The organism is Roseburia sp. OM04-10BH, from assembly GCF_003462605.1.
Taxonomy (GTDB): Bacteria; Bacillota; Clostridia; order Lachnospirales; family Lachnospiraceae; genus Roseburia_C; species Roseburia_C amylophila.
In genome coordinates this window covers 132471-138509 of sequence record NZ_QTZI01000010.1, presented here as the reverse complement: position 1 = coordinate 138509, position 6039 = coordinate 132471, and the positions used below count along the sequence as shown (strand labels likewise).

Here is a 6039-nt window from a genome sequence, read left to right as displayed (position 1 = left end):
ATTTGGCCCAATGGCTCAGTTGGTTAGAGCGCCGCCCTGTCACGGCGGAGGTCGCGGGTTCGAGTCCCGCTTGGGTCGTTTTGGGATCTTAGCTCAGCTGGGAGAGCATCTGCCTTACAAGCAGAGGGTCACAGGTTCGAGCCCTGTAGGTCCCATATGCCCGCGTGGCGGAACTGGCAGACGCGCAGGACTTAAAATCCTGTTGTGGTGACACAGTACCGGTTCGATTCCGGTCGCGGGCATTCATACCGATGGTATGTAATAATTTAATATGTGCGTGTAGCTCAGCTGGATAGAGCACTTGGCTACGGACCAAGGTGTCGGGAGTTCGAATCTTCTCACGCACGTGGAAAAAGGACTTTGAATCTTTGTTTGGCAGAGATTTGGGGTCTTTTTATTATATAAAAAAGGGTGGCACAGGTATGATACAGGATATTGCACCAATGAAATTTCACAATGAATATCAACAGAGAGAATGCCGGGATACGGATATTGTATTTTTATTTTCGGGAAATAAACTCCTGGTAAAAAAAGATTCTAAAATCAGTTTCTTCTATATAAAAGAGTTTACAAAAGAACTTACAAAAGAGACAGAACAAGAGGCTGACGGATTCGGTAACAAAAGATTGCAATATCTGTTTTCTATTGATGATGTACAGTATTATCTACTGAAAGTATGGTCAAAGGAAGAAGCAGAAAAAGAGGTAGAAAAGCAGCTTGATGAGCAGGTCAATAGGCAGAACAAAAAGCAGAACGATAATAATGGAAATATGGAATGGGTAACGATTCGCAGCCTGCGGGAAACAGTTTCAAAGAAAGATTGTTTTGCTGCGGCAACGGCATATCATTTGTATGTGTGGTATCGGGATAACCGTTATTGTGGCAGATGCGGAAAGGAATTGCAGCCGGATACGAAGGAGCGGATGATGCGTTGTGCATGCTGTGGCAATATGGTTTATCCGAAAATTGCTCCGGCAGTAATTGTGGGAGTAATATACGATAATAAAATATTGATGACAAAATATTCAGACAGGGAATATAAGAAATACGCATTGATTGCAGGTTTTACAGAAATTGGCGAAACTGCGGAAGAGACAGTTCGCAGGGAAGTCATGGAAGAAGTAGGATTGAAAGTAAAGGATATTGTATACTATAAGAGTCAGCCATGGGGCTTTGATTCCAATCTTCTGATGGGATTTTATGCCAGAGTGGAAGGAACAGATGCCATTACTTTAGATAAGAATGAACTTTCACTGGCTGAATGGGTACCAAGAGAACAGGTTGCAGGCATGGATGATAAAATCAGTCTTACCAGGGAGATGATGGAGAATTTCTATCAGAATGGCGAAAAATGTTTGCAATAACTACATTTTCTTGACAGTTTTGCATAAAAAATATATGATATAGAAGTGAAAAATCTTTTCAGAGAGGACTGATTTATTAATGAAGAATGAGAGTAAAAAGGCGAATGCAAAGCTTACATCAGTTCTTGCAGCAGTGCTTATTATAGTAGTAGCCATTGTAGCGGTAATTGCTGTAAAGACAAAGGATAGTGGAAGTCTTGGAACTTATTCATGTGAAATTATGTCAAGCGATAATTCATCGACTGTTTTTGAAATTACATTTAATGAAAAGAATAATACTTATAAAGAGAATATCAGTGTGGGAGACAAGGCAGTAGAGCTGGCATCAGGAACATTTGTCATGGATGGAAATAAGCTTACACTGACCTCCGATGGTGGCGATGTACAGAATCTTGTAAAACAGGGAAAATACCTGATTGCAAAAGATTATTTATATGAAGGTGAGATACCGGATGGAGATACTTTTGATGCTACCTGTACATTTAAGAATAGTAATAATGTGGTATATTCCATTACCTTTAAAGCGGATGGAACTTATGTACAGGATGATAATGGAGATGTATCGGAAGGAACTTATACGCGTGACGGAGACTGGATTAAACGTGAGAGCAGTTCTGGCACAAGCGTAGGAATTGATTATTTGATTTATAGCGGAAGAATAACTAATTCCTACTATATAAAAAAATAAAGCAAAAAAGATATATGATAGAAGAATTGTAATAGAAGAATTGGAATAGAAGCAATATAATAAAAATAGTGCGATGACTGTGACAGGAAGCAAAATATAAGAAACGCAGAGAGTGGAGAAAGAAGAGTCGAGGAAAATAAATGTCAAGAGAGGAATTTCTAACAGAATTAAGAAAGGCTTTGCAGGGAAGGGTAAGCCAGCAGGCGGTGAATGATAATCTCCGCTATTATGAAGAATATATTCTTACAGAATCTCATAAAGGAAAGACGGAGGCTGAAGTAATTGCAGAATTAGGAAATCCAAGACTTCTTGCAAAAAGCATAATTGATGCAGAAAATGCAACGGCAGAGAAAACTACAGCAGAACCACAAAAGGGAATGGATGGGCAGGAAACAGCTTCCGGAGAGTATTCTTTTAAGAAGATTAAAATTCGAATCTGGCTTATATTAGCGGCAGTATTTCTGTTTGTAATTTTGCTTATAATTCTGCTTGCACAGGTAGTTGCATTTTTACTTCCGGTTCTGCTTCCGGTAGCAATCATTTTCTTTTTATTTATAGCAATGGGTATGAACAAAAGATTTTAATAAGCAAGTATAATAAAGTAATTTTAATATAGAAATAACAGAGGAATTGGTGTTATGGCAATGATTAAGGTCCCGGCAGGGAAATGCTTTATCAAGCATGGAACAGCGGTAAATGCACTGTATATGGTAATTCATGGAACAGTGAGACAGGTGTCTAAGCTGGAAGAAGTGCAGATTGGAAGCGGTAATATAATAGGTCTGATGGATTGTGCAGAAGAAGAATATATAGCAGATTATGTGGCAGCGGATGATGTAACACTTTATCCGTTTCATTATCATGCTCCGGAGGACTTTGGTAAGATATTTATCAGTCAGCCGAAATATGCAGCAGCATTTTTATCTGTGGCAATTCGTGAGGCAGACCATATGCTTGGACGAAACCAGAGATTTCAAAACAGTACAGAAAAATATTATAGCTTTGCATTGGCAATGTATCAGAAATATCAGGAGTTATGTAGAAAATATTGCATTCAGGAGAAAAGTTTCCGGAGAATAGAGAGCCTGCAGCCTTATGTAAGAACCAATATGGCACCGAAATGGGAAGCGGATTATTTCCATGAACTGGCAGAACTTGGGAATAGTGGAACTATGGATTTCTTTCAGCAGAAAGAGGATTTGCTGACGGGACAGATTATGCAGGCAGCAAGAGCTATGTGCAAAGCGGTAAGAGAGATTGACCATGCAAAAGAATATTTACAGGAGCATGTAAATCTGTATCTGGATACCAATCGAATGGATTTATTACAGCTTTATTTTGACATGGCAGCCCGTGCAGCAGCAAGTGGAGCTGACATCGAGGAAATACGACAGGCAATAGAGCCATTGTTACAGTTTATCAAGGACAACCGTCTGGGAGATGCAGGAGAACGGGACAAACGAATTACGGAATATCAGACTTATGATTTTAGCAATATAAAGATAAAGGCAGATGCAATATATAACTTTGCAGGAGAACTGATTGGTGAAGTACCAAAGCCGCAGGCAGAGGATAAGCTGGTTCAGGGAACGGAAGATTTACTGGAACAGGAATATGCGGAAACCGATGGAGAAGAGGAAGAAGAAACAGAGGACTGTCTGGTACATATCTTAGAATATGCAGGAGTGGCAGCAGAGGATGTACATAAAATTCGAAGCAAAATGCATGAATATGATGCAATTCCGGATAATTTTGATAATGATGAGAAAACGAGAAAACTTCGGAAAGAGTTGACAGCATTATTCTATGCTACTTATAAAAATGTATTTAAGCATGCCATGAAAGATGCGGATGACCTAGACCCGGTTATTCAGATGTTTTTGAATTTTGGATTTATGGATGTGGGAATGGTAGGAGAAGATACCGCTAATGAACTTTATGATTTGACAGATAAACTGTTCAAGTGTAAAAGCGACCATGTCTATACCATGTTTGAGTGGCTAAAGAGCATCTATGAAGGAAAGAATGAACCAAGCCGGAATGAATTTGACCTGGATTATAATGGATATCTGGCAGAGCAGAAGCGGATGGGTAAGCTGGATGCAGCAGGAATGGAGCGGTTGAAAACAGACTGCTGGGAAAAGACCAAATATGAGATGAATAATATGTTTGTGTCAACGAACCGGGCAACTTATGGAAAAGTAAGTACCTTCTGTCCGATTCTGAGCAAGCATGACATGGTGCAGGAAGCAGAGAAGATGCTGGTGACTGCAGAGCGGATTGAGGAGGCAATCAAAAAAGTCCGTGAAGTTGATTATTCGTTGTTCTACCGTGAAGTGATTTTTTCAGATCCGATGCATGGTGTAAATGCTGAACCGGTGCAAAAAGAAGTATTTCCAGATGTTATTCTGATGCCGAATGTGGGAATGAAAGCAATGATGTGGCAGGAGACTGCCGGAGTAAAACGTGATACATCCGCCCGATTTGTTTTCCCGGTTATGACTATCTACAGCCTGCAGGATATGATGATAGAGACCTGCGGAAGATTCCGTTGGGAAATGTGCCGTAAGATACAGGGAATGCGTTGGAATGATATTACAGAGAAATCCCTAACTTCAGAATATTGTGATTATATCCAGTACTATCGGAAAAATCGTGATTTATCCACAGAGGCAAAGGAGAAGATTAAGAATACACTCTGGAAGTCAAAGAATAACTATCGTGAAGTATTTATTTCTGATTATATCGGATGGATTAAATACGAGGCAGGCGGCAGTTTCCGCCTGAACCGTGTAGCAAGGGATATTCTGTTCCGTTATTGTCCGTTTGCCAAGAAATACAGGGATGCATTAGAGGCAAACCCGATGTATCAGGATATGATTAGCCGGTTTAAAATATTCCAGGAACGTAAACTGCGTCATATCGATGGATTCCGTACCAGATATGAGAAGAACGGCGGCGAGATGAATATGGAACTGCAGGAAAATATGAATTTCTATAATATGTAAAGAACAATAACTACGAGAAATACGTTTTGCGAGCTATCGCGGTGCTCGCAAAATCTGAGTAGAAAAGAAGTTTGCTCAAGCGAGCTTGGCTCCTTCTTTTCTCCCAGATTTTTCTCGCTACTCGCGTAAATAAGAAAGCCACATGAATCTTAGGATTCCTGTGGCTTTCTTGAGGGGAGTATAAATAATTAATAAGGGGTATAACTGTATAAAAAAACAATTCTTATACGAAAAAAATTATAATATAAAAGTTTTTAAAATGCAATGCAAATGAGAATAATAATAAGAAATTAAGAAATAATATCACTGTATCAGAGAATCAAAAGAAAAAGTATCTGATAAAAAAAGGAGGCGATATTATGGCAAAAAATGCAGATAATGCAAAAAACAAAACAAGCAATGTAAACCGCACAATGAATGCTGATAATGATTTTGAAAATGCGGATAACAAAACCGGCAACAAAGCAGGCAATAAGACCAGCAACAGAAGTGATAATAAGGCGGATAACAAGACATCCAACAAATGTAATTACTAGGTCAATCTTATTGAAAAACTGCATATATTAAAATAAGAAACAGATTACAAGGAACACTTTGTAATCTGTTTTTTTATAGCAGAAAAAGTCAGGAGATTTTTGGGGGAGATGGCATATGAGATTTACGGCTATCAGTGTAGCGGAATTATGGAAACTAAAAGATGATCCACAGATATATATTGTTGATTTGAGAAGCAGGGAGGATTTTCAGGTATTTCATTTGAGAAATGCCCATTGTTATCCTTATGATGAGATAGAACACTGGGAGCATAAGCTGCCGAAAAATCGCAAGATACTGCTGTGTTGTGAGTATGGAAATACAAGTATGTATGCAGCAAAAAGACTGACGCGGCAGGGATATCAGATATATACTCTGATTGGAGGCCTAAATGCACTAAATGGATAGAAAAGAACATTGACAGTGTCATTTAGAACAGATAAGA

6 protein-coding genes and 4 tRNA genes are annotated in these 6039 nt (G+C 39.0%); all 10 read left to right on the top strand.

Annotation, left to right across the window (positions count from 1 at the left end; translation table 11 throughout):
• Positions 1-4 precede the first annotated feature (4 nt).
• Positions 5-78 (top strand) — tRNA-Asp (locus DXB43_RS11310).
• Positions 79-82: 4 nt separating this feature from the next.
• Positions 83-155 (top strand) — tRNA-Val (locus DXB43_RS11305).
• Positions 156-158: 3 nt separating this feature from the next.
• Positions 159-242, top strand: a tRNA-Leu gene (locus DXB43_RS11300).
• A 31-nt stretch (positions 243-273) separates the two neighbouring features.
• Positions 274-347 (top strand) — tRNA-Arg (locus DXB43_RS11295).
• A gap of 75 nt (positions 348-422) precedes the next feature.
• A complete protein-coding gene (nudC, locus tag DXB43_RS11290) occupies positions 423-1364 on the top strand; it encodes an NAD(+) diphosphatase (RefSeq protein ID WP_117947597.1) in 942 nt (313 codons plus the stop codon).
• 79 nt (positions 1365-1443) lie between these two features.
• Complete coding sequence (locus tag DXB43_RS11285) at positions 1444-2052, top strand: hypothetical protein (RefSeq protein ID WP_117698507.1); 609 nt, start codon at positions 1444-1446, stop codon at positions 2050-2052.
• Positions 2053-2192: 140 nt separating this feature from the next.
• Complete coding sequence (locus tag DXB43_RS11280) at positions 2193-2636, top strand: DUF1700 domain-containing protein (RefSeq protein WP_117841676.1); 444 nt, start codon at positions 2193-2195, stop codon at positions 2634-2636.
• 54 nt (positions 2637-2690) lie between these two features.
• Complete coding sequence (locus DXB43_RS11275) at positions 2691-5060, top strand: Crp/Fnr family transcriptional regulator (protein WP_117841677.1); 2370 nt, start codon at positions 2691-2693, stop codon at positions 5058-5060.
• 359 nt (positions 5061-5419) lie between these two features.
• On the top strand, positions 5420-5596 hold the full coding sequence (locus DXB43_RS15150; protein ID WP_158561539.1) for a hypothetical protein: 177 nt from the start codon (positions 5420-5422) through the stop codon (positions 5594-5596).
• Positions 5597-5711: 115 nt separating this feature from the next.
• On the top strand, positions 5712-6002 hold the full coding sequence (locus DXB43_RS11270) for a rhodanese-like domain-containing protein (RefSeq protein ID WP_117698510.1): 291 nt from the start codon (positions 5712-5714) through the stop codon (positions 6000-6002).
• Positions 6003-6039 lie beyond the last annotated feature (37 nt).

Excerpts from the sequence above, each read along its gene's own strand:
- nudC (WP_117947597.1), top strand. The coding sequence starts at position 423 with ATGATACAGGATATTGCACCAATGAAATTTCACAATGAATATCAACAG.
- DXB43_RS11285 (WP_117698507.1), top strand. The coding sequence starts at position 1,444 with ATGAAGAATGAGAGTAAAAAGGCGAATGCAAAGCTTACATCAGTTCTT.
- DXB43_RS11280 (WP_117841676.1), top strand. The coding sequence starts at position 2,193 with ATGTCAAGAGAGGAATTTCTAACAGAATTAAGAAAGGCTTTGCAGGGA.
- DXB43_RS11275 (WP_117841677.1), top strand. The coding sequence starts at position 2,691 with ATGGCAATGATTAAGGTCCCGGCAGGGAAATGCTTTATCAAGCATGGA.
- DXB43_RS15150 (WP_158561539.1), top strand. The coding sequence starts at position 5,420 with ATGGCAAAAAATGCAGATAATGCAAAAAACAAAACAAGCAATGTAAAC.
- DXB43_RS11270 (WP_117698510.1), top strand. The coding sequence starts at position 5,712 with ATGAGATTTACGGCTATCAGTGTAGCGGAATTATGGAAACTAAAAGAT.